We start from the raw sequence: 21,082 nt of genomic DNA, 5'->3' as shown, positions 1-21,082 counted from the left end.
ACCAATTTTAGATGTCAGAACACCGTCATTATGGCAATCAGCACGTTAATTTCACTTTCAACATTCAGTTAAGTGAATTTGATAGAAAGTTGTTTGTGCGTGGCGGTAGCAATCTGCTTTAACAGACTGAGGGAAACGTCAATGTCGCCGGCTTCCAAACGGGTCAGCGTGGGTAGTGACAGGCCGATTTGGCGGGCGAATGCTGCCCGGGTCAGGTTTTGTTCGGTACGTAGCTGTAAGACGGCAACGGCAGTTTCCAAATTCAGACTAGTTTGCACCGCGGCTGCGGCAAATTCCGGGCTGGCAGCACTCTGCTGGCGGATGAAGTCATCGATACGACTCATGGTGGTGGGCTTCCTTTCGATTGGCGTGGGTGGCGGTTGCTGAGATTTAGCGTACCCAATCGCAACGAGGAAAGCAAGCATCAGCCGTTATAAATAAATTGATGAAAACCAGCTGGTGTGAGCAATGGCCATCAATCCAGCAAAACGGACCTGGGACAAAACCTCCCAGGCCCGTTCGCGTCACCTTGACATAGCTAAAACGTGCGCCAAACGGCAGCCGGTTCCGCTTAAAACTGCTAACCAAACAATCCCAAACCGGGATTATTCGGTTAGCAGCCTTAATGCTCGCCGGCTAATCGCCGTTTGGCCCACTCTCTTGAAACGTGTCTATTTATATTTTTCTTCCAACCGGCTCATCCAAAACCCCAAGGCAGCGCCGGCCACCAGTGCCAATGCGCTCCAGACCAGCGTCACCCAGGTGGCCCCGGCGTACGAGATGCTTTCGGCGGCGTGGCTGTTGGGCACCAGGATCAAGATGGTGCTGGCGGTCACGATTCCTAAAATGAAGTGGTACACCCGCGAGTGGAAACGGTGGATGAGGTAGTCCATCCCCTTGGAAAAGAGCGCCATGGCCAACACGCCACCGATGGCGATGGGTAAGTAGACGCCCAGCAGATCGAAATTTTTAAAACCGGTCAGCATGGGCGTGAACAGGCCTAAAATCAACAAGAGATTCGACGGACTCAGGCCCGGCACCAATACGCCCAGGGCAATCAGGGCCCCGGCGACCACGAAGCCACCAAAGTTTGCCGGCAACGTGCCGAACAGGTCGCTCATGAAGTACAGCAGGCCGCCGCTGATCAGCAGGGTGCCCCAGAACCACAGGTGGTCGATGGCGTCACGCGGACTTTGGGCGATGGCCGTTTGGTTCAATGACGGCAACGTGCCCACGATGGCACCGGCAAAGCCCCACAGTACAATGACTTGCCAGCGGTCCAGCAGGTATTCCAGCGGCGCGGACAACAGGGCGATCCCCACGATGCCACCCAGGCCGACCGGCACAAAGTACCAGAAGTCCCGTTTGAAATTTTGGCGAAAATGGGCCATGAAACCTAATAAGCGTTCGTAAATGCCTAAGATGGCGGCGAGAACCCCGCCGGAAACACCGGGTAAAATAAAGCCCAGGGCAATGATGACGCCTTTGAAGAAGCGTTTCACCGGGCTGTCAGGACGCGTCGTTTGCATAGATTTCTCCTTCGTCGTGCGGTTAGCGTTTTCCCTAAGATACCAGAATTAGGGGGGACGGGCAATCCGGTCGGGAAAAAGTACAGGATTATTTAAGAATTAATTTTAAAAAGAGGGGTCACGGTCCTTGACTTAGAGTCGCTCGAACCGCTTATACTGGCAACATTCATTTAAGAATAGGAGCGATTTTATTATGACTGTAAAAAATAAAGTAGTTGTGATCACGGGCGCCTCTTCGGGTATCGGTGCCGCGACCGCCAAGCTGTTGGCCAGCAATGGTGCCAAGGTCGTCTTGGGAGCCCGGCGTGCGGATCGGCTAGAAGCATTGGTCACTGATATCACCAACGCTGGCGGCCAGGCCGCTTACCAGGTGACGGACGTGCGGGATGCTGCCGAGGTCCAAGGCTTAGTTGATTTGGCAAAGGCTAAATTTGGCGGCATCGACGTCATCTTCAACAACGCCGGCATCATGCCGACCTCGCCCATCAGTGCGCTGCACACGCAGGAATGGAACGATATGATCGACATCAACCTGCGTGGTGTACTGAATGGGGTGGCGGCTGTCATGCCTGATTTCACGACCCAAAAGCACGGTCAAATCATCACGACGTCTTCCGTTGCCGGCATCAAGAGCTTCCCCGGTGCCGGGGTGTATGGCGCCACCAAGTTTGCCGTTCGGAACCTGATGGAAGTCATCCGGACGGAAAGCGCCCAGGAAGGGACCAACATCCGCACGGCCACGCTGTATCCAGCGGCCATCAATACGGAATTGTTGCACACCATCACCGATGAAGCCGCCAAGCAAGGCATGGACCAGTTGTACGATGCGGTCGGCATCACGCCAGACGCCATCGCCCGAGTCGTCAACTTCGCCATTGACCAACCGGCTGAAGTCAACGTTAATGAATTCACGATTTACCCTACGAAACAAGCCTAGTCTAACTGGCTTGACTAAAAGACCGCAACCACGGCCGACTGCCACTGGTTGCGGTTTTTGGCTTGGGAAAAGAGGCAACAATAAATAAAAGGGCAACTAAAAAGCCGACCAGCAACAACTGCCAGTCGACTCATGACTTATTCTTTTGGTTGTGACCAATAGTGGGCGCGCGCTAACAGGTCGCGGGACCGCTCATCGGCGGGGATGAACCCCTTATTGAACAGGTGTTTGAAGTACATCAGGTTGTACAGCGACCCCCACAGTAGGCCTTGAAGCAGTGGCCAAACGGAAATCGTGAATTGGGCGGTTTGGGCAGCGGGGACCGTCATCATCAGTAACATGGATGCGCCTAGGTCGACCCCTAAGATACACAGTAAGTTATACCAGTCGGCACGGAAGATGGCTGGAAATGGGGGGAAGAAGAACATGGTCCATGAGAACCCCACCTTAGCGATCCGCATGTTTCCCGTCTCGGGGTTCACGACGGTCGCGTAATTAGGCGGTAACGGCAGTCCTTGAGGGCCGTTACCATTTTGATTATTTTGATCATCGTCGTTGAAGCCCTTAAAAGGATCTTGCATGTCATTTGCCAACTTTCTAAAAAATTCGTTCGTCAATCGTTATCTAAAAGTCTAACACGAAAAGCAGTTGCTGCCTATTAATCTATTGACGGCGGCTTAGTTTAACCACTGCTTCACAGCGGGCGGTCTGCGGCATCATGTCCACGGACTGGATGTAATCGACCTGATAATCGTGGGTCAACTCGACTAAGTCCTTGGCCAGCGTCGAGGGGTTGCAGGAAATGTAGACGAACTTTTCGGGGCGGACGGCCAGGATGGTTTCAATCAAGGTCGCGTCCAAACCGGTGCGTGGTGGGTCGACCACGATGGCGTCCGGCCGGAATCCGGCCATGATCCATTTCGGCAACAGGTCTTCGGCGGTACCCACTTCGTAATGGGCGTTGGTGATGCCGTTGGCGGCCGCGTTGGCGTTGGCATCGGCGACGGCTTCGGGGATGACGTCCATCCCGCGAACTTCTTCGGCCACGTCGGCCAGCGACAGGCCGATCGTGCCGATCCCGGCATAGGCGTCGACCACCGTTTCGCCCGGTTGTAGGTCCAAGGCCTTCTTGGCTTCGGCGTACAACACGGTCATTTGTGCGGGGTTCAGTTGTAAGAAGGCCCGCGCGGAGAGCTTGAAGGCCAGGCCGTCGAGCTTTTCCGTGATGGCTTCGGCGCCGGCCAAATGGATCGTCTCGTCGCCCCAGACCAGTGAGGTTTCACCGGGGTTGATATTTTGCATGACGGAGGTCACCTGGGGCAGTTCGCTAGCGATGCGTTCGAGCAGTTCGCGTTTGTGCGGCAGCTTCTGGGAATTGGTGATGAAGACCAACTGCACGTCGTCGGTATTGGCGGCCGCGCGCACGACCAGCGTTTTGACGATGCCGGACTTGGCTTCTTCGTCGTAGATGGGCATGTCCAAATCCTGAAGCATGGCCACCACGGCGCGCATGACCGTCATGGTAACGGGCATTTGCACGGAACAGGTGGCCAGGTCGACTAAATCATGGCTGCGTTCAGCGTACAGGCCGGCTTCGACTTGGCCAGCGGCGTTGCGGCGAACCTGAAATTGGGCCTTGTTGCGGTAACCATAGGGATTGTCCATCCCCAGCGTCGGCCGCAAGTCGTAGTGGCGGAAGCCTTGGGGTTGGTAGCGCTCCAGCGATTGGGCCACAATGTCGCGTTTGAATTTTAATTGTTCGGGGTAGTCTAAATGTTCCAGCTCGAATCCGCCGACGGCATCGGCGTAGCTGTCTCGCGGTTCGACGCGGTGGGGGCTGGCCTTGCGGATGCGGTGGACCTTGGCCCGTAGGTAACGGGTGGCCACGCTAGTCACTTCGACGACGGCCTCTTCACCGGTCAAGGCACCGGGCACAAAGACGGCCATGCGCTTGTAATAGCCGATGCCTTCGCCGTTGATGCCCATGCGCTTGATGGTCAATGGGAAACGTTGGCCGACTTCCACGGTCACGCTCGGAGCTTCGCGTTCCTGCCGGCGGCGGTCATTGTAGCCGCGGCTGGTCGGGTGATTGCCGTGAGTATTGCGGTGGCGGTCCCGGTAGCTGTGCCGGTCGTTACGGTCATTGTGGGCGTAGCGGTCGCGGCCGCCACGGTGATTCTGTGAGTCAAAATTTGCCATGTTTTCTCCTGTGATACGGGTCCCGGTCGCTACCAGACACCCGCGTCGTTCTTTAGAAATTCAGTCATTAAGCCCGTTAAGACTTACGGTCTAGAACATTATACCAAACTTTCGCGGTCGCCGGGGCCAGAGACCCTGACCAACCAAAATTAGAAGCCGTTTTCGTAGGCGATTGGCCGGGGTTTCGGTACAATGGAAGCAGATGTTTTTGGTGGTGGGTTGGCTGGCGTCAAGAATAGTTGTTTACAGCCTCACAATGTAAACCAGCCGCCTACCGTTCGCCAAATATGGGTTGGAACGCTGGGGCGGACGGGTCGAGCCAAAGGACGGTCTCGACACCTCGCTTTGAGCCGAAGAGCACGTCTATATCCGCCACATAGCCGAAACGTGCGCCAACAGGCAACTGGTTCCGCTTAACACTGCTAGGCAAATAATCCAGGACCGGGATTATTTGCCTAGCACCGTTAATGCTCGCCAGTTAACCGCCTGTCGTCACACTCTTTTTCAACGCCAACCACCAAAACTAATTTCAGAAAGGAGCGACAGCATGAGTTTGATTGCACTCGAGCACGTGGGCTACCAGGTCGATGACACGGCGATTCTCACCGACATCAACCTGACGATTGACAAGGAGGAATGGGTGACACTGACCGGGCCATCCGGCGGGGGCAAATCCACGCTGGTCCGCATCATCGCCTCGCTGCTCAGTAAGACCAGCGGGACCCTGACCTTTGCCGGGCAACCCATTGAAAGCTATGATCCGGTGGCTTACCGGCGGCGGGTGTCGTACAGTTTCCAACAGCCGACGCTCTTCGGTGAGACCGTCCGGGACAATTTACAATTTCCTTACCAGATTCGCCAGCGGCCGTTTGACCAGGACCGCGCCGTGGAAGGCCTCGAAGTTGTCGGGCTGGCGGCCAGTGATTTGGACAAGGCGGTGACGGACCTGTCCGGGGGTCAACGCCAGCGCGTGGCCTTACTGCGCAATGTGATGATCTACCCGGAAGTCTTGATCTTAGACGAGGTCACGGCCGGACTGGATGCTGAAAACAAGGCGTTCGTTTGGTCGCTCATCCAGCGTTTCAACCAGCAGGACCACCTGACCATCATCGCCATCACCCATGACCAAGCGGAAATCGACGCGGCTAGCCGGTTGGTCACCATCAAAGACGGCCGCATCGTGGGAGGTGCCAAATGAATTTAGCTGTGAATAATCAATCCTTGTTGTTGGCCCTCGGCCTGGTCGTGATTGCGTTAGCGATTGGCTGGAAGGAAAAATTGGGCATCGACCGCGACATGATCATCGGCGTCATCCGCGCCGTCGTTCAGCTGTTTGTGGTCGGGTATCTGTTGAAATACGTCTTTCGCGTCGACCACATTTGGCTGACGACCATTTTGATTTTAATCATTATTTTTAACGCTGGCTACAACGCCAAGCAGCGGAGTAACGGCATTCCGCGGGCTTTGCCAATTTCCATTGGCGCCATTCTCATCAGTACCGGCGTCACGCTGGGCGTCTTGATGTTGGCTGGCGCGATTAAATTCATCCCGTCGCAAATGATTCCGATTTCCGGGATGATTGCTTCCAATTCAATGGTCGCCATCGGCCTGTGTTACCGCAACCTCAATGCTCAGTTCAAACAGGAGCGCCAAGCCGTGCTGGAAAAATTGGCGTTGGGGGCGGACTTGAAGGATGCGTCTAAGGAAATCGTGCGCGACAGCATCAAGACGGGCATGCAGCCGACGATTGACTCGGCCAAGACCGTGGGCATCGTGAGTTTGCCGGGGATGATGTCCGGGCTGATCTTCGCTGGCGTCGACCCGGTGCGGGCCATTAAGTACCAAATCATGGTCACGTTCATGTTGATGTCGGCGACCAGCATTGGCTCGGTGCTGGCCTGTTACTGGGCCTACCGCGGCTTCTACAACGACCGCAAACAGCTGCTGATTTAGCTTTGATTCCGCCTGGTCAACCAGACGCGGCCATCCCATGACGTCAAAAGTAGTCGTTTACAGCCTCACAAGGCGAACTGGCCGCCTACCGTTCGCCAAATATGGGTTGGAACGCTGGGGCGGACGGGCCGAGCCAAAGGACGGTCTCGGCGCCTCGCTTTGAGCCGAAGCCCACGTCTCAAAGACGCCAGTTGCCTAAGCGGCATAAACCGTACCGCTAAGGCAACTCCCACGGCTGAACCCATATTTGGCGAACTCTCGGCTACTGTGGTGCATGCCAGTAACAGTTGCCTTCCCCCGGTAGTAGCTACATTAACGACTAGTCTTTCACTAACACAGTGTTGCTGATAGTCGTCAACCTTGCCGGAGGCAGCCAGGGTGGAGCCGGCTGTGTCGGCGGTGTTGGCTGAGGTTTTGTCTCAGCCTACAGCGCGGGGCGACTTTGGAGACTGGCGGGTTTTGCCAGGCTTCAAAGCGAACCGGAAGCCCGCTTCTCAGGCTGGAGGTGTCCCCCATAGCAGGCGGAACCCTGGCTGACGCAGGCGTCTGGTTTCACTAGATTTAGTTTCCAGAACACCATCATTACGACAATCGGCGCGTTAATTTTAGCCTCAACCTTTGCCAGATTAATTGCAATCGCTTACACCTATTCGCTATGCTAGGGGTAGCGGATTTCAAAATTAGATAGGAAAACCCAATTGGAGGGATAAGTATGACACACAGAAAAGTAGCTTTGGTCACCGGGGCCTCGTCCGGGATTGGCAACGCGATTGCCCGCAGCCTGCACCGTAACGGCGTCACCGTTTATGCCGGTGCGCGGCGGGTCAGTCGGATGAATGATTTGGACGACCTAGGTATCACGACGCTGGCGCTGGACGTGACGGACCCCATCAGCGTGGAAAAGGTGGTGGACCGCATCGTCAGTGAGACCGGCCGCGTGGACATTTTGGTCAACAATGCCGGCTACGGCCTGCTGGGGGCCTTGGAAGAGGTGCCGATGGATCAGGCCCGCGACCAATTCGACGTGAACTTGTTCGGGGCGGCGCGGTTGATCCAATCTGTCCTGCCGATGATGCGCCAACAACACAGCGGTCGCATCATCAACATCACCTCCGTGGACGGCAAGATTGCCCAACCCATGGCCAGCTGGTACGTGGCGTCCAAATTTGCGCTTGAAGGCCTGTCGGATACCTTGCGCTTAGAACTGGAACCGTTGGGGATTCAAACGATCGTCGTTGAACCGGGGTCCATTCAATCCGAGTGGGCCGACATCGCCGCCGACCATTTGAAAGCCACCTCGGCGCAGGGTCCTTACCGGCCAACGGCGAACCGGGCTGCGGCCGTCTTGACGGTGGCCAAACAGTTTGCCAGTCAGCCGCGCGTGATTGCTCGCTTGGTCGACCGCGCTGCCTTGTCGCGCCGGCCCAAGACCCGCTATCATGCGGGGGCCGGTAGTCAGGTGCTGGTAGCGCGCCGGTTCATGTCCGACAAGATGATCGACCACATGTGGCACGTCGTTGGTGAGGCAGCTCAACGTTTTACCCATTAATATGAGAAGCGTTGCGTCGACGGCTAAACCTGCTATACTTAACTTAAACCAACACTAGGGGTGTCCACACTGGGCTGAGATACGGGCGACCGTGATCCCTTGGAACCTGTCAAGTTCAGACTTGCGAAGGGAACGTGTCGTGGCACCCACAACGGGCCACCGGTTCACTGAACGTGAGGCGGGGCCCGCTTTTTGTTTGGTGAAAAATTAAAGCGCTCACATAGTGGTTCGTTAGGTGGCCGTTAAATGCATGGCGTACCCCGCAAGTTTGTGTCACCGGCCGGGTATGCTAGAAGTGGCCGTTTACGGGACCAATTCAAGGGAGGAATTACCAATGAAAGTGGCTTTGCTAGATGAATTACGGGCACAAAACCCGATTGTCTTTAACGTGTCGAATTTCGTGACCGTCCAAGACGTGGCTAACGGCATCAACGCGATCGGCGCGTCGCCCATCATGTCCGAAGAGGTGGCCGAGGCGGACGAAATGGTTGGCCTGGCCGGGGCGGTGTGCCTGAATCTGGGGGCCGTCACCGCCACGCAGGTCACCCAGATCCGCGCCGTGGGGCAGTCCGCCAACCGGCAACACCGGCCGCTGGTGATCGACCCAGTGGCGGTCGGCGCCGTAAAATACCGGATGCAAATGGCGACCGGCCTGTTAAACGATTTCCATCCCGACGTGATTCGGGGCAATGCCGGTGAAATTGCGGCACTGGCGGGAGTCGACTGGCAGGCCAAGGGCATTGACGCCGGCGAAGGCACCGGTGACCGGACGGCGATTGCCAAGGCCTGCGCGCAGAAATTAAAGTGCGTGGTCATCCTCTCTGGGCCCACGGACGTCATCACGGATGGTGAGCGGGCGGTCAAGGTCTTGAACGGGACGAAATTGTTCCAGATCCACGTTGGCTCGGGCGACATGCTTTCCAGCATCGTGGCGGCCTTCTGCGCGGTCACGGACGACTACTTTGAAGCGGCCCAAACGGCCTGCCTGGTCTTTGCGGCCATCGGCCAACTGGTCGCGGAAGCCACGCCTAATCTGGGAGCGGGGACCTTTATCATGAAGCTCCTCGACAAGCTCCAAACCGCCACCGTCGCGGAAATCGAAGGCATTGCGGCTTTCGAATAATAAATGTTTCGGGGCTGGTCGCCTTATCCAGAAAATGGCGGAAACCAGTGCCTGCGCCTGCCGGAGTTCCGCTTGCTATGGGGAACGGCTCCAACTGCGCATCAACGTCTAATTTTTCGGGGCTGGCCGCCTACCGCGGCACGAAATCTAGGTTGGAACGCTGGGGGAGGACGCACCGAGCCAAAATGCGGTCTCGGTGCTTGCTTTGAGCCAGAAATTCGCTGTCTCAAAGTCACCAATTTGCCAGCAAAGCCCACTGGCAAATTCCCCGGCTGAACCTAGATTTCGCGCCACTCACGGCTACGGTAGTGGTGATTCGCAGCGGCGGGCTGTGGGGGTGCAGTCACGCACATGGTACGGGTTGCCCAGCACAACAGAATTGGAAATTAACCAGCCTTAGCCGAAGGTGAACAGCTAACCACCAATTAGTCGCAAAAAGGTGAAATTGAAACTCACGCGTTGAATCCCGGGGTAACCGTATTCGGTTCGCTGATAATGGAACTAAAGCCTGTAGCAGACAGAGGTCCCGGTGAGTGAATGATTATCCGTAGCGCGTTAGAACTAGTTTAGCCACTACCTGGGGCTAAGCCGACTGTTACTGGCATGCACTTCTGTAGCCGAGAGTTCGCCAAATATGGGTTCAGCCGTGGGAGTTCCCTTAGCGGCGCGATTTATGCCGCTTAGGGAACTGGCGTCTTTGAGACGTGGGCTTCGGCTCAAAGCGAGGCGCCGAGACCGTCCTTTGGCTCGGCCCGTCCGCCCCAGCGTTCCAACCCATATTTGGCGAACGGTAGGCGGCCAGTTTTTGCAATGAAGCTGTGAGCGACTAATCTTAACGCTAAGAGTCGCATGGTGACAAAGATTTTAGGTTAATCATCATAAAAAGAAGTAGAACCAGAAGGGATGAGTAACAATGGCAAATGAATTTCCACAAACCTTAACGATTGCTGGAACCGACAGCGGGGGTGGGGCCGGCGTGATGGCCGACCTGAAGACGATGCAGGAGCGCAACGTCTTCGCCACCGCCGTCATCGTCGCGGTGACCGCGCAAAATACACTGGGTGTGCAGGACTTTATGGCCTTGCCGCAAAAATTAATTGACGAACAATTCGCCTCACTAGCGGCAGACCTGAAGATTCGGGCCTGCAAGACGGGGATGTTGGCCGATGCGGCTCACGTGCATGGCGTCGTGGAAAATTTGAAAAAATACCAGTTCGGTCCATTGACGGTCGATCCGGTCATGATTGCCAAGGGCGGGGCGGCGTTGTTGGCCGACGATGCCGTGGCCACGGTGCGTGAGGAACTGGTGCCGCTGGCGGATGTGTTGACGCCTAACTTGCCGGAAGCCGAACGTTTGACCGGGCAAAAGATTACGACGGCGGCCGATATGGAACGGGCCGCCGTGGCACTCCAAGACCTGGGGGCCAAGAACATCATCATCAAGGGCGGCCACGAAGCCACGCCGGATAAGGCCAGTGACTTCGTGTTACTAGATGACGGGCGGTCATTTTGGCTGACGGCACCGCGCTACGATACCGTGCGAACTCACGGCACGGGCGACACGCTGTCGTCTTGCATCACTGCTGAACTGGCGAAGGGCAAGGATTTCGAATCGGCCATTCGCCTGGGCAAGGACTACGTGACGGCAGCTATCGCCAATCCCATCGCGGTCGGCCACGGTCACGGACCATTGAACCATTGGGCTTACAATCAAGGAGGCGCTGAATAATGTCAGTGACGTTTGAACCAGGCCTGTTACGGGCCTACTTTGTGGCGGGGAGCCAAGACGTTCCCGGTCAAGATTTGCGTAAGGTGTTGGCGACCATGCTGGATGCCGGCATCACGGCGTTTCAGTTCAGAGACAAGGGTGCCAGTACGTTAAATGAGGAGCAGCGGTTGGCGTTGGGCAGCGATTTGCGGGTGCAGTGTCACGAGGCCAACGTCCCGTTTATCGTGGATGATGATGTGAATCTGGCCATTTTGCTAAATGCGGACGGCATCCACGTGGGCCAAAGCGACCAGAAGATTCAGCAGGTCATCGAAAAGATCGATGATCGACGGATGTTCGTGGGCTTGTCGTGTAACACAGCGGCTCAGGTGGCGGCGGCCAATCAGATTGACGGTATCGACTACATCGGTAGCGGTCCCATCTACCCGACTGTTTCCAAGGATGACGCCGATCCGGCCATGGGTGTCGACGGCCTGGCCGCGCTGGTCAAGCAGGCCAACGTGCCCATCGTGGCGATTGGCGGCGTGACGGTCGACTCTCTGCCAGCCATTGCGGCGACGGGAGCCGCGGGGGTCGCAGTCATCACCCTGTTGACGCGCAGTGATGACCCCTTGGCCGACACGCAGGCCATGCGGCGCGCTTTTCAAAAGTAATGGTCGTGGTAGTTTAGCAGACCGTTCCCATAAACCTGTGACTTTAGTCAAGGGGGGGCGATGAATACCGGCCGCTCCTGAATAGCGCCTATCACAAAAGACCTAGCTCCGAGAATCATTCGGAACTGGGTCTTTTTTAAAATACACACGGGTTGAAAAGATTCGATTGGTAAGCGCATACATTTGGACACACCCAAAAAGCTGTAACAGCCTGGTTTTGCCCAGTAAAACCAAAAACAGGTCCGATTTCACCGTGTTTAAGTGCGGCAAATCGAAACCTGCTTAAAAGTTGAGGAAGCTAGTTGACTAGGGCTAACTTCACAAGTACATTCTAACACGACTACCAAATAAAAGCCACTAAAATAAGGTAATCCCACAATCTGTTAGTTAATTTAATGGCATAACCGGACTGTTAAATTGGTGGTTTAGTTAGTTTAAAGGGTGGCGGGTTGGTGGACAAAATCGGTCTATGTTCACGGCCGCTAATCAGGGGATAAGCAAGTGAATTTTTCCTGAATGATTCTGGAAAACGAGGCCAGTGGGTTGCCCAAAAAGTTAGCGATTAATTTCGCTGTTCCCCTTGCAAATTAGAACAAGTGTTCGTATAATGAGAACAACGAAGGGAGGAAACGTGCCATGGACTACAGCCACGAACCACACGGGATGTTCTTTATGATCGACAACAAGTCGTTTTATGCCAGCGTCGAGAGTGTGGAGCGGGGGTTGAACCCGCTGAAATCCGTGATCGTCGTGATGTCGGAAGCAGACAATACCGGTTCGGGACTGGTCTTGGCCGCGTCGCCGATGGCCAAAAAGCTCTTTGGCATCAGCAATGTCTCCCGGCAATACGAGGTGCCCCGTGACCCGCGCATTTTGGTGGTGCCACCGCGGATGAACCTTTACATTCAAAAAAATCTGGCCATCAATAAGATTTTTCGCGAGTACGTGGCCGATGCCGATTTATTTCCGTATTCCATCGATGAATCCATCTTGGACATGACCAAGTCGTGGCGGTTGTTTGGCCGCACGCCAGAGGAGGTCGCCCGCAAGATTCAGTTGCGGATTCGTCATGAGCTGGGGCTGTACACGACGGTCGGCATTGGGGAGAACCCCGTTCAAGCCAAGCTAGCCTTGGATCTGCAGGCCAAACACGACCGCGAGTTGATCGGCCGCCTGACCTACGAGACGGTTCCGCAATACATCTGGCCCATCACGCAGCTGACCAAGGTGTGGAGCATCGGTCACCGCACCGCCGCGCACCTGCAGCGGCTGGGGATCCACAGCATGGGTGAGCTGGCCCACGTGAACCCGTATGAGTTGCAGCAAACGATGGGGCTGATGGGCGTGCAACTCTTTGCGCTGGCCTGGGGCATCGACCGCAGCCATTTCACCCAGGTGCGCCCGCCCAAAGAGAAGAGCTGGAGTAATTCGCAGGTCTTGCCGCGCGATTACCGCGTGCAAAGTGAAATCGAGCTGGTCTTGCGTGAAATTGGCCTGCAGACCACGGCCCGCATGCGCCACCACCAGCAACAGACCAGTTGTATCAGCCTGTACGTCGGCTTTGCTTGGGATGGCCAAGCCGACGATGGCCGCAGTGGCTTACACCACAGCCGGCGCATCGACCCGACCGACAACGCCCAAACGATTATCCGGGAATTGGTGACGTTGTTTCGGGAAATTTGGGACGGCCAGCCGGTCCGCAACCTGGGGGTCGGCCTGTCACGCCTGAGTCCTAGCGGTCGGTTACAACTGGACTTGTTTCAAGACCCCCAACGCCAAATCAAGGACGATAAGTTTGACCGGGTCATCGACGAACTGCGGGACCGCTTCGGCAAGACCGCCGTCATTCCAGCCAGCAGCCTCTTGAAGGGCGGCACCATGTTGCGCCGGGCCGCGTTGGTCGGGGGCCACAATGGGGGGAATAGCTTTGATTGATGAGACCAAGGAAGCTGAGTTGATTTTACGTCGCTTGCAGCCCCTGTTTACGGCCCAGTGGCACTGTCAATACCGCCTGGATGTGGTCAATAATCAGTACGGCCACGTCTTCAATTTCTTCTTGGACATTCAACGAAAAAATCATCGCGAACGGTCGATCCCGTTGCATTCGCTGCGTACCACCGACCTGGCCGTCTTGGAGCGGGTCCTCAACCAGGTCCGACAGGGCACGGCGCTTACGCTGCATTTCGTCGACTTCGGTCGCGTGCGCTGGCCACTGAGTCAGCGCTGGATTCGTTAGGAAGTGACGCGTCATGATTTTGCACCAAACTGACAACGACGACCTCGCCCAGAACTTCTTTCACCGCGATTATCACGACCGCGGCATGTTGAAGTGGGGTGGGTTCTACTTGTCTGATCACACCAGCGCCTTGGCCAAAATGCATGCGGCCGAGCAGGTGGAACAGCCTTTGCCTGAACAAACTGCGGCGGTCGTCAGTGAGCGCCTCGCCGCAGCCTGGCGCAGTCAACAGCCGGTCCACCTGCAGTTAAACGTGGTGGATGACAATCAGACCATTCAGCTTTTGGATGGGGTGATTGCCGGGGTATTTGACGATCAAATCATTTGCCAGCTGCCTACCGGTAAATGCCAATCGGTAGCGCTAGCCGCAATTCGATGCGTTGTTTCACCGAAAAACGTGCACTGACCACAGAGAGGGTCGGTGCACGTTTTTGGTTTAGCAAAGGGACCATCGATGCCGACCGCGACATCAGTGTTCCCTTTGTTGGAGATTGAGTTATGGTGTGTTTCACAGATGGGTTGAAGCCCACCTCGGTGCCAGTATAACATTGCGGCGACCGTTTGTTTACTCGTTCGGTACCGATTGTGAAATTAACTGCTTTGTTAAGAGTGTGACGACAGGCGGTTAGCAGCTGAAGGTTGAACCTAAAATTAACGCGCTGATTGCAGTAACGAAGGTGTTCCGACATCTGAAATTGGTGAAACCAGGCGCCTGCATCAGCCAGGGTTCCGCCTGCTCTGGGGAACACCTCCAGCCTGAGAAGCGGTCTTCCGGTTCGCTTGAAAGCCTGGCAAAGCCGGCCAGTCTCTCAAGTCGTCCCGCGCTGTAGGCTGAGAAAAAACCTCAGCCAACACCGCCGACACAGCCAGTGTCAGCAGCATGGTCCCCGGCGGCTACCTTGAAGCCTTTCTCCATGTGGATTGCGAGTCGCTGTCGTGCCAACTGTCATGGACAACCACTACCAAAGCCGAGAGTTCGCTAGAGATGAGTTCAGCTGTGGGAGTTCCCTTAGTGCCACGGGCCCCGGCGCTTAGGGAACTGGCAACTTGGAGACGCGGGCCATCGGCTCCAAGTTGAGGTCCGAGACCGCTCTGTGGCTCGGGCCGACGCCCTCAGCGTTCCAACTCATCTCTAGCGAACGGTAAGGCGGCCAGCAAACACTGTGTTGCAGGTTTTCACCAGGTAACCAACATAAAACGAAAGAACCCAAAAAAGGTAGCCACCGTGGACCACTCGCGGCGACTACCCAATTTGATTATAAGCTAAAATTTATTAGTTGTGGTCTTCATCAACTCGGCACCCTTGTTGGTCATCAGGTAACCCGCACCGTTCTTGGTGAACTGGATACCTTCAAACTCACGCTTGCCGTTCAAGTTGGTGGCTTCGACCTGCTTAGCCTTCAAATGACCCAGCTTGGAAACGGGCACGGATGAAATGCTGCTGTCGGAGACGAAGTACAACCGGTTACGTTTAACGTTGTACGCGATGGACTGTGGCTTGGTACCTGGACGGTAACGCAGACCTTGCATAACCAAGTGGAACTTCACAGACTTCTTGTTGATCTTACCCTTGTAGATCTTGACCGCGCCCTTAGGTGCCCAGCCGCCGTTGGAGTAAGTGAAGAAGTAGGCATTGCCCTTCTTGTCAAATGTCAGGTTGGACCCCATGGTGACGGTGTTCTTCAACATGAACTTGATCTTCTTGGTTGGCTTCAACGTCTTGGTTGAGACCTGTTGGACGTTGGAGTGAATCTTAACGGGTGCGCCGATGAACCAGAGTTGGCCGTTCTTAGGGTTCATGGCCAGTGATTGACCGTGACCGGTGTTAAATTTCGGACCAATCTTGATGTACTTCATGATGGCCTTGTCGGTGCTGGTCATTTGGTTGACGGAGTGGTCGTAAGTGGCGCGACGCAGGGCGTCCATGTGAGATGTGCTGATGCCAAATTTACTCCGAAGTGCGCCCAGGTTGTAGCGGACGATCCAGCCTTCCGTGCTTTGCGAACTGGTGGTGATCAGTTCGTACAAGGTCTTGCCATCCTTGGTCAGCACTTCACTTTGGGGATTGCCCCAGTCAGCGGAGCGATTGTACGTCACTGGCAGGAAAACGTTGGATTTGAACGTGACCTTCTTGCCCTTAGTGCTGGAAATGCTGGTAGGACTGGTTTGGAAGATGTTCGAGTAACTCTGCTGGAAGGTGTAGCGCTTGACGAACATATTCTTGTTTTTCACGGTTTTATACTTGTTGACATTGTAGTTGGCCAATGCGTTACCGTGTTGTGTATAGGTCTTGGCGTGGGCCAGTGTCGTTGTCCCGCCAAAGAGCAGGGCAGCCGTGGCTGCGGCCGTTAACAAAACTGCTTTTCTCATGACTCAAAGTCCCCTCAAATAAGTATTGTTGTAACTGGTTACATAATCATTTATACCACAAATTTTAACGCTCTGAACATAAACAGGCAAAATTTTTTCGCAGTTAAGCGGATTAATCGGGGCGAAAAAATCAGACTGGGGGCGAAAAATTGGGGTTGGCGCGGCTCCTAGCAATCGGCAAATTTTTTTAAAATAAATTTCCCGGCCAAAATAAAAATACCCCACAAAATCACAAATTCGTTATTTTGACGAAAGCCAGTTCTACCGCGGCTGAGTAAAGTTGCGGCCCACAAGTACCAGAAAATAGGGGCAAAATACCGGGGTTTTGGCGAAATATTCGACAGTGGCGCGGGCCGGCCACGTCCGGTAATGTAGGGGCTAATCCATGGCCATGGATCATCAGAATTGAGAGGATGATTCATTTATGAAACCCACACCGCACGCTGCCGCTTATAAATTTCTATATACCGGCGACCACGAGATGATTTTGTACGCCACGCTCAAGCGCCTGCACATTCGCCCGGCGCACCCCGATTACGAGGACTATCTACAAGAGGCGCGGCTGTTGTTCCCGGAGGTCTACGTCGATTTTCCTGACAATCCGGAGGCCAAGCCGCACCAATTTTTAGCCTACGCCCAGCGCAAGATCTACTGGGCTTTGCTGGACCGGTTGCGCCGGGACCGCAAGCAAAATGACCGCCAGGAGGCCGGCGACCAGACGGAATTACTGGAGACCGTCGCCAGTGACGCGGACATTTTAGACGCCATCGGCCAACAGGATTTTCGCCGCTACCTGTTACGGGTCATCGGCGCGTCCGGCAGTACCGGGGAGTGGCGCTTTCTAGTGGGCACGCTGGTCGATCAACTGACGGCCGACGAAATCGCCGCCAGACACGGCGTCAGCCACAATACGGTGTACAAATGGCGGCGCACGCTCATCCGCCGTTTGGTCAATCATTTGACGCCGCCCGAAAATTTTTTAAATTAATTTGCCCTCAGGGGGTTACAAATTCCGTTTGGATTTCGTTAGTAAGAGTATAAGGGTTGGCCAACCACTTATAAAAATTCGCAACATGAGAGGAGCACCACCATGCAAACCAACTGGAAGAAGACCACCATCACTTTTATCTTAGGCAACGATGTCGACCACCCCGTTAAGATCGTTTTGCAAAACGCGGTTGCCGCACCGGAAGCCAAACAGATCGAAGCCTTTGGCGGCTACCTCGCTGGCTTGACCGGCTTGCCATTTCACGCCGCAACCGTGGCCACGCAAACGGCCGTTGCCTAACGTCACTCACTCAGCCAACCGAAAGGAAGTTATTAAATGAAAGCATTAGAATTGAGTTTTAAGGGTTCCGACCTGCGGATCAAGCACCTGCGTTTGAAGTACGTCAACACGGAACTGACCACCCCGGAAGTGGAAAGCCTGATGAAGCAGATTGCCGCAGCTAAGCTCTTTAACAAGGATGGCGTGGACCTGTACGCTACGCCCGTACGCGCCGACATCATCGAAACGACCAAGACGACCTTGATGGGCGACCCAGCACCAATCGCCTAACACAACCGAATTCAACTGAACTGTCAACCTGAAGGTGGCCGGCTTCCCCGCGAGGAGGCCGGCCATTTTTGGCTACATAATTGGTAAATGTGACGAGTGTCTGCGGCTGACAGGCGTTCTGCCTGCTATGGGGAACGGCTCCAGCCCAAGGGCGGGCTTCCACCTCGCTTGAAAGCCTTGCCTAAATCGCAAGTCTCTCAAGTCGTCCCACCCAGTAACCTGGCCCAATACGCCAGCTAACTGGGTCGACACAGCTGGCGCCGCGCCTGTCCTCCTTCGGCGGGGAGTGTGTGCGTATCATGTGCCAACATTTAGGGTGAGGAGGTGACGTATAGGCGTAGTGATCAATTTTCCAATGGGGTACCTGCTTGCCGCCAAAAGATTCGTGGTCGTCCGTCCCGTCTGCCGCAGGGGCGTCCCGTCTTCGGATGATGACCTTGCACGATTGAAAACGTTATACACGGATAAATGAAACTTACGTGAAACTCACGCCTCAAAAAGATTGATTCAATTTCTTAACCGTTTTCCCCGTAGCTCAGCCGAGCCGCTATACTGAATCTCGTTAGTAACGGTGGGCGATGTCGCAGACACGCCACCGTTACTGAGGACTATTCAGATAAGCGCCATTGGGAGGAAGATGATTGTGAGAAAAGAAATGACGACTAAAACCCATTATAAAATGTATAAAAGTGGCAAGCGCTGGGTATTCGCTGGGTTGATCAGCGGTGCCTTATTCCTGTCGGCGGGGGTGACGGCCCAGGCCGATGAGCAACCTGGTGCGGCGACGGCAGCTACCGTGACGGCGGTGGCGTCTAGTGAGAGCGCACCGAGCGCCGCGACCGCAGCGACTGACACTCCGGCCGTAACCGATGAAGCGCCCGCAGCGTCAACCGCCGTGGAACCTGCCGGCACGACCAAACCCGCGGGAACGGTTGACGACGTGGCCCCGTCACCGGTAACGCCAGATGAAACGACGACCACGACTGCGGTGCCGGCAGTCCCGGCCACGCCAGCGGTCACCGTGACGGCGGATAGCGTTGCGGATACTGTGACCACGCCAGCCCCCGCCGCTGACTCGGCCGCAACGACCACTTCTACGACCGCTGACGCCGTGGGCACGACCAAGCCGACTGGGGAAGCTGACCCGGTCATCGCACCAACCGACCCGGCGACATCCACTACTGATGAACCGCTGGGCACGACCAAGCCCGCGGCGACCGTTGATCCCGTGACGCCGGGTACCGATGACGGACAGGCTATCGACGCCGTCTCAACGGTAACGACCAGCGCCACGCCAACGGTACCCGTCGACCCGGTCGTGGAGACAGCAGTGGTGCCGACCGTCGCCCAACCAGCGCTGGAGACGGCCGCTACGACTCGACCCGCCCTGGACGTGACCCCGGTCGCCACCGCGGACTCGGTGAGTGTTTCGACCATACGCCCCGACCCAACGCATTTACCAGACGTCCTGACAACTGGATGGATCCAGCCGGCCGTCGCGTTGGTGCAGGCCGAACTGACGAAGCCCGCGACTGTGGCCACGGTGGCCCACACCAAGGAGACGCCGGCCATCGACCTGTGGATGCCCAACAAACGGCTACAACAGATGGTCTTGTTGGCGCTACAGAAGTTGCATGCCAGCGACAAGACCTGGAGCACGGTCGATGACATTACCCAAGAGGACCTGGCGCGGCTGAAGAAATTGGTTGCCGTGGGCCACAACGGCATGGGCACCTACATTGACGGCCACACGGCATTTTCACTGGTGGGCCTGGAGCACGCGGTCAATTTGGAAACGTTGATGTTGACCAACACGTTGAACGTGGCGCCGGGGGCCTTCTTCGGCGATATTGAAGACGTGACGCCGTTGGCCAATTTACAACAGCTAACCGTCTTGGACCTGCAACACAACCGGATCAAGGACGTGACGCCGCTGGCCAATTTGAAACACCTCAAGCAGTTGGCGTTGGCCTACAATGCCATCCAAGACTTTTCGCCGCTGAAAGACACCGTGCCGCGGGAACCCGGCAGCTTTACCGATACCGGTCAGTTCATCTTCCTCGACCCGGTATTGATCAATGAGGCGGATCGCACCGGCCACCTCCAAGCGGCTTGTACCACGATCGATGGCGAAGTGGTCCAATTGACCGCCACCGCCGCCGTTGCCCAGCCACTCTTCCATGTGAACGAGCAATCCACGTACCACGTGTACTTCACGGGCGGCAATCCGCAGCCGGACGGTCAGGGGGGCGTGAACTACACCTATATTCAGGACCAAAAGCCGGGGGCCACGTCCTGGCCGGGCGATGACAGCATCCACGTCGACCCGTTGACGGACTACTATTACCTGACTGGCGTTTACAAGCCCTTTGGGTCAATCGACTTTGCGGTGATTCAACCCTACGCGATTGCTCACAACGCGGCCAACGTGACGGTACATCACGTGGACGAAACGGGGGAAGAAATTGCGCCGGCAGAAACCCTGAAGCCAGGGCTGGTCGGTGAAACGTATACGACAACGCCGGTAACGGTGCCGCACTACGTCTTACAAACGACGCCGGCCAACGCCACGGGCGTGTACGGGGAGACCGCCATCGACGTGACCTACATTTACGCGGAAGAGGAGGCCGATACGGAAGAGGGCGGCAACACGACGCCGCCAGGAACGGATGGTGGTGGCAACACAACGACGCCGGGCCAACCAGGCCAACCAGCACCAGCGCCGGCACCGGGCGGCGAGACACCTGGTGGCGACCATGATCAACAACCGGGTAACCCAGGCGACGGTCAAAGTGACGGCAACCAGGGCGGTAGTCAAGGCAACCAGCCGGGCACCCCGGGCAATCAGGGCACCGGTGATCAGGTCACGGGGGCCCAACCCGGAGCGACCACGCCGGGCACTGCGCCACAACCTGGCACCACTGGAACTGCGGTCACGGATGATGCCGCCGGGGACACGGCCTTACCGGGGCTGACCACGCCAAGTACGCCGGACAATCAGGCCCCGGGTCACGCGGGTCAAGTCACCGCACTGGCCCACAGCCACGCGCGGCCAACGACGCCGACTGGCACCTCCTTGGCGGCTGCATCAACGTCACCGACAGCGACGACCTTGCCGCAGACTAGTGACCACGCAACGTCCGCCATCTGGGGCGTGGCCCTATTAACGGGGATGTTAGGCTGGTTAGGCGTTAAACTGAAACGTCAGCGTCACTAAGCACGAGGCCCCACAGCCACACCGTTTCG

The 21,082-nt window shown here is 56.1% G+C and carries 19 protein-coding genes and 1 riboswitch; of the genes, 14 read left to right on the top strand and 5 right to left on the bottom strand.

Annotation, left to right across the window (positions count from 1 at the left end):
- Positions 1-68: 68 nt before the first annotated feature.
- Positions 69-344, bottom strand: a complete 276-nt coding sequence (locus EGT51_RS01790; protein WP_167850118.1) for a helix-turn-helix domain-containing protein — start codon at positions 342-344, stop codon at positions 69-71.
- A 327-nt stretch (positions 345-671) separates the two neighbouring features.
- Positions 672-1,529, bottom strand: coding sequence for a DUF368 domain-containing protein (locus tag EGT51_RS01785; RefSeq protein WP_135367096.1), 858 nt, complete (start codon positions 1,527-1,529; stop codon positions 672-674).
- A gap of 193 nt (positions 1,530-1,722) precedes the next feature.
- Between EGT51_RS01785 and EGT51_RS01780 the strand changes: the two genes are divergently transcribed.
- Positions 1,723-2,466, top strand: a complete 744-nt coding sequence (locus tag EGT51_RS01780) for an SDR family oxidoreductase (protein ID WP_135367095.1) — start codon at positions 1,723-1,725, stop codon at positions 2,464-2,466.
- A 137-nt stretch (positions 2,467-2,603) separates the two neighbouring features.
- Here the strand turns inward: EGT51_RS01780 and EGT51_RS01775 are convergent, their stop codons facing one another.
- Positions 2,604-3,047, bottom strand: coding sequence for a hypothetical protein (locus tag EGT51_RS01775; RefSeq protein WP_135367094.1), 444 nt, complete (start codon positions 3,045-3,047; stop codon positions 2,604-2,606).
- 82 nt (positions 3,048-3,129) lie between these two features.
- Positions 3,130-4,665, bottom strand: a complete 1,536-nt coding sequence (gene rlmD / locus EGT51_RS01770; protein WP_135367093.1) for a 23S rRNA (uracil(1939)-C(5))-methyltransferase RlmD — start codon at positions 4,663-4,665, stop codon at positions 3,130-3,132.
- A gap of 547 nt (positions 4,666-5,212) precedes the next feature.
- Here rlmD and EGT51_RS01765 point away from each other — a divergent pair.
- The 9 genes from EGT51_RS01765 (at position 5,213) to EGT51_RS01725 (ending at position 14,314) form a co-directional block, all read left to right on the top strand.
- Entirely contained in the window at positions 5,213-5,863 is a 651-nt protein-coding gene (locus EGT51_RS01765) for an ABC transporter ATP-binding protein (RefSeq protein WP_135367092.1), read from the top strand.
- Positions 5,860-6,618 carry an ABC transporter permease gene (locus EGT51_RS01760; RefSeq protein WP_135367091.1) on the top strand — a complete coding sequence of 253 codons (759 nt, stop codon included), beginning with the start codon at positions 5,860-5,862 and terminating at the stop codon, positions 6,616-6,618. The genes EGT51_RS01765 and EGT51_RS01760 overlap by 4 nt, the downstream gene beginning before the upstream one ends.
- Positions 6,619-7,330: 712 nt before the next feature.
- Complete coding sequence (locus EGT51_RS01755; RefSeq protein WP_135367090.1) at positions 7,331-8,167, top strand: oxidoreductase; 837 nt, start codon at positions 7,331-7,333, stop codon at positions 8,165-8,167.
- 46 nt (positions 8,168-8,213) lie between these two features.
- Positions 8,214-8,317: riboswitch (TPP riboswitch) on the top strand.
- A gap of 184 nt (positions 8,318-8,501) precedes the next feature.
- A complete protein-coding gene (gene thiM / locus EGT51_RS01750; RefSeq protein ID WP_135367089.1) occupies positions 8,502-9,290 on the top strand; it encodes a hydroxyethylthiazole kinase in 789 nt (262 codons plus the stop codon).
- A gap of 913 nt (positions 9,291-10,203) precedes the next feature.
- Positions 10,204-11,019 carry a bifunctional hydroxymethylpyrimidine kinase/phosphomethylpyrimidine kinase gene (thiD, locus tag EGT51_RS01745; protein WP_135367088.1) on the top strand — a complete coding sequence of 272 codons (816 nt, stop codon included), beginning with the start codon at positions 10,204-10,206 and terminating at the stop codon, positions 11,017-11,019.
- Positions 11,019-11,672, top strand: a complete 654-nt coding sequence (thiE, locus tag EGT51_RS01740; RefSeq protein WP_135367087.1) for a thiamine phosphate synthase — start codon at positions 11,019-11,021, stop codon at positions 11,670-11,672. Before thiD ends, thiE begins: the two co-directional genes overlap by 1 nt.
- 636 nt (positions 11,673-12,308) lie before the next feature.
- Positions 12,309-13,607: a Y-family DNA polymerase gene (locus EGT51_RS01735; RefSeq protein ID WP_135367086.1), complete on the top strand. Its 1,299-nt coding sequence runs from the start codon at positions 12,309-12,311 to the stop codon at positions 13,605-13,607.
- On the top strand, positions 13,600-13,908 hold the full coding sequence (locus tag EGT51_RS01730; RefSeq protein ID WP_135367085.1) for a hypothetical protein: 309 nt from the start codon (positions 13,600-13,602) through the stop codon (positions 13,906-13,908). Before EGT51_RS01735 ends, EGT51_RS01730 begins: the two co-directional genes overlap by 8 nt.
- A gap of 13 nt (positions 13,909-13,921) precedes the next feature.
- A complete protein-coding gene (locus tag EGT51_RS01725; protein ID WP_135367084.1) occupies positions 13,922-14,314 on the top strand; it encodes a hypothetical protein in 393 nt (130 codons plus the stop codon).
- 857 nt (positions 14,315-15,171) lie between these two features.
- Here EGT51_RS01725 and EGT51_RS01720 read toward each other — a convergent pair.
- Positions 15,172-16,278, bottom strand: coding sequence for a hypothetical protein (locus tag EGT51_RS01720; RefSeq protein ID WP_135367083.1), 1,107 nt, complete (start codon positions 16,276-16,278; stop codon positions 15,172-15,174).
- A 424-nt stretch (positions 16,279-16,702) separates the two neighbouring features.
- Here EGT51_RS01720 and EGT51_RS01715 point away from each other — a divergent pair, with 424 nt between their 5' ends.
- The 4 genes from EGT51_RS01715 (at position 16,703) to EGT51_RS01700 (ending at position 21,053) form a co-directional block, all read left to right on the top strand.
- Complete coding sequence (locus tag EGT51_RS01715) at positions 16,703-17,266, top strand: sigma-70 family RNA polymerase sigma factor (RefSeq protein ID WP_135367082.1); 564 nt, start codon at positions 16,703-16,705, stop codon at positions 17,264-17,266.
- Positions 17,267-17,368: 102 nt separating this feature from the next.
- The gene (locus EGT51_RS01710; RefSeq protein WP_135367081.1) at positions 17,369-17,566 is read left to right on the top strand and encodes a hypothetical protein; all 198 of its coding nucleotides are present in this window, start codon (positions 17,369-17,371) and stop codon (positions 17,564-17,566) included.
- Positions 17,567-17,602: 36 nt separating this feature from the next.
- Entirely contained in the window at positions 17,603-17,836 is a 234-nt protein-coding gene (locus tag EGT51_RS01705; protein WP_135367080.1) for a DUF2922 domain-containing protein, read from the top strand.
- 643 nt (positions 17,837-18,479) lie between these two features.
- Positions 18,480-21,053 (top strand): MucBP domain-containing protein, encoded by a 2,574-nt coding sequence (locus EGT51_RS01700; RefSeq protein WP_167850117.1) that lies wholly within the window; start codon positions 18,480-18,482, stop codon positions 21,051-21,053.
- Positions 21,054-21,082 lie beyond the last annotated feature (29 nt).

Origin of the sequence: Levilactobacillus suantsaiihabitans, from assembly GCF_004745505.1 — a bacterium.
In the GTDB taxonomy this organism is placed as follows: Bacteria; Bacillota; Bacilli; order Lactobacillales; family Lactobacillaceae; genus Levilactobacillus; species Levilactobacillus suantsaiihabitans.
This window is presented reverse-complemented; position numbering and strand designations above follow the sequence as displayed.

What these genes read in the sequence shown, in the direction of transcription:
- EGT51_RS01780 (WP_135367095.1), top strand. Translation starts at nt 1,723, where the DNA reads ATGACTGTAAAAAATAAAGTAGTTGTGATCACGGGCGCCTCTTCGGGT.
- EGT51_RS01725 (WP_135367084.1), top strand. Translation starts at nt 13,922, where the DNA reads ATGATTTTGCACCAAACTGACAACGACGACCTCGCCCAGAACTTCTTT.
- EGT51_RS01715 (WP_135367082.1), top strand. Translation starts at nt 16,703, where the DNA reads ATGAAACCCACACCGCACGCTGCCGCTTATAAATTTCTATATACCGGC.
- thiD (WP_135367088.1), top strand. Translation starts at nt 10,204, where the DNA reads ATGGCAAATGAATTTCCACAAACCTTAACGATTGCTGGAACCGACAGC.
- EGT51_RS01710 (WP_135367081.1), top strand. Translation starts at nt 17,369, where the DNA reads ATGCAAACCAACTGGAAGAAGACCACCATCACTTTTATCTTAGGCAAC.
- EGT51_RS01720 (WP_135367083.1), bottom strand. Translation starts at nt 16,278, where the DNA reads ATGAGAAAAGCAGTTTTGTTAACGGCCGCAGCCACGGCTGCCCTGCTC.
- EGT51_RS01755 (WP_135367090.1), top strand. Translation starts at nt 7,331, where the DNA reads ATGACACACAGAAAAGTAGCTTTGGTCACCGGGGCCTCGTCCGGGATT.
- EGT51_RS01790 (WP_167850118.1), bottom strand. Translation starts at nt 344, where the DNA reads ATGAGTCGTATCGATGACTTCATCCGCCAGCAGAGTGCTGCCAGCCCG.
- EGT51_RS01705 (WP_135367080.1), top strand. Translation starts at nt 17,603, where the DNA reads ATGAAAGCATTAGAATTGAGTTTTAAGGGTTCCGACCTGCGGATCAAG.
- thiE (WP_135367087.1), top strand. Translation starts at nt 11,019, where the DNA reads ATGTCAGTGACGTTTGAACCAGGCCTGTTACGGGCCTACTTTGTGGCG.
- EGT51_RS01735 (WP_135367086.1), top strand. Translation starts at nt 12,309, where the DNA reads ATGGACTACAGCCACGAACCACACGGGATGTTCTTTATGATCGACAAC.
- EGT51_RS01785 (WP_135367096.1), bottom strand. Translation starts at nt 1,529, where the DNA reads ATGCAAACGACGCGTCCTGACAGCCCGGTGAAACGCTTCTTCAAAGGC.
- EGT51_RS01760 (WP_135367091.1), top strand. Translation starts at nt 5,860, where the DNA reads ATGAATTTAGCTGTGAATAATCAATCCTTGTTGTTGGCCCTCGGCCTG.
- EGT51_RS01765 (WP_135367092.1), top strand. Translation starts at nt 5,213, where the DNA reads ATGAGTTTGATTGCACTCGAGCACGTGGGCTACCAGGTCGATGACACG.
- rlmD (WP_135367093.1), bottom strand. Translation starts at nt 4,665, where the DNA reads ATGGCAAATTTTGACTCACAGAATCACCGTGGCGGCCGCGACCGCTAC.
- EGT51_RS01775 (WP_135367094.1), bottom strand. Translation starts at nt 3,047, where the DNA reads ATGCAAGATCCTTTTAAGGGCTTCAACGACGATGATCAAAATAATCAA.
- thiM (WP_135367089.1), top strand. Translation starts at nt 8,502, where the DNA reads ATGAAAGTGGCTTTGCTAGATGAATTACGGGCACAAAACCCGATTGTC.